Source organism: Candidatus Magnetobacterium casense, assembly GCF_019173545.1.
Taxonomy (GTDB): Bacteria; Nitrospirota; Thermodesulfovibrionia; order Thermodesulfovibrionales; family Magnetobacteriaceae; genus Magnetobacterium; species Magnetobacterium cryptolimnobacter.
In genome coordinates this window covers 1-1,199 of the sequence record NZ_JABXWD010000733.1, presented here as the reverse complement: position 1 = coordinate 1,199, position 1,199 = coordinate 1, and the positions used below count along the sequence as shown (strand labels likewise).

The window sequence follows — 1,199 nt, the reverse complement described above, 5'->3', positions numbered from 1 at the left end:
CGTCACCGCCCGCCATATCGTTGGTAACTTCCTCTGCTGGCATGGGTTGGTAGCCAGCCAGTATCGCCACGTAGCTGTAATTCATCCGGTATGCCTTGCTGGTGGCGAAGGTTTGGGCTGCACTCATACAAGCCTTATGCTTATCGTCGCCGGTCTTCCCGCGGCAGCAATTCTCGGTCAGGTAACACGGCATGATGGCGCCGCCGACTACATGGCCGTCGCGCCAGAGTTGCACGTGGGCCTCGTACCCGATAACCTCGCCATCCTTCATTATCGGCTTGATTTCTTTGGTTTCCGCGTGGGCCCGGTTGAAGGCCCCGATAGTTTCCCAGGCTTCCACCTGGAGATACTTCTTGCCGTGGATAGCCTGGTAGCACTTGGGTCTTCTCCACGATGTCCATGAGTAACTTGGCCTGGGTGGTGGCGTTCTCCACCACCTCGGCGGGCATAGGTGCATATTCCTGCACTGCTAGTTCGTTGGTCATTTACCTCTCCTTTGCGGATGCCAGCTTGTACTTCTCGTACTTGTCGACATAATCTTTGCAGTCCCCTGGCTCGGCATCCTGGCTATATTTGTCCTTTATTCACTGGTGTTTGTTGCAGTTGCCTCTCCAGACAAGGGTGCTGTACCAGTGTTCGCAGTTCCGACAGAGGTTCATCCCCGTACCGCCCCCATCGGGGTTGCAGTCCTGACGAAGTGCCGGGCGATCACGTCCAGTATGGCCTCTCGGTCTACAGGAGACTGGAAGAATGCCGCGATCTCCCCTTCCTTGTAGCCCACGCTAATTACGTGGTCGGCGTATTCCTTGGTCCAATAGCCCATCTCACTGAATACCTTGGGCACAATGGGGCCTTCGCTTATTACCTGGATTCTAGGCATCTGTCACCTCCGAGCTCGCAGACTTTCCTGTTGCCCTGTGTTTTGCAGTACAGGGCGAAGAGTGCGAATACTTGTTTTGCCTTACCTGTGAGTGTTATAATTAACATTGGGGTTTGTGATAACCTCCTCGGCAGGGGCTTGGTTGACACTCGGGCTCCTGCCTGTTCGTTTCTCTTTGGTGTTTCCTCTACCGCCTAGACTACCAATCTGCGAGTAGAAGCCCGGGCCATACTTTTGCAGGGTCGCAATGCCTCCCTTCTTGCCGGTGTCGGCAAGGTACTGGTTTTTCTGTGGAGCTCCTCACAGCGGACATAAAGTT

Annotated in this window: 1 protein-coding gene and 1 pseudogene; both read right to left on the bottom strand. The window is 54.7% G+C overall.

Annotated elements, in window-relative coordinates; translation table 11 throughout:
- A pseudogene (locus tag HWQ67_RS19160) lies at positions 1-340 on the bottom strand (hypothetical protein); the annotation flags it as partial.
- Positions 341-655: 315 nt separating this feature from the next.
- Positions 656-880 carry a hypothetical protein gene (locus HWQ67_RS19155; RefSeq protein ID WP_218254293.1) on the bottom strand — a complete coding sequence of 75 codons (225 nt, stop codon included), beginning with the start codon at positions 878-880 and terminating at the stop codon, positions 656-658.
- Positions 881-1,199: the final 319 nt, after the last annotated feature.

Excerpts from the sequence above, each read along its gene's own strand:
- HWQ67_RS19155 (WP_218254293.1), bottom strand. The coding sequence starts at position 880 with ATGCCTAGAATCCAGGTAATAAGCGAAGGCCCCATTGTGCCCAAGGTA.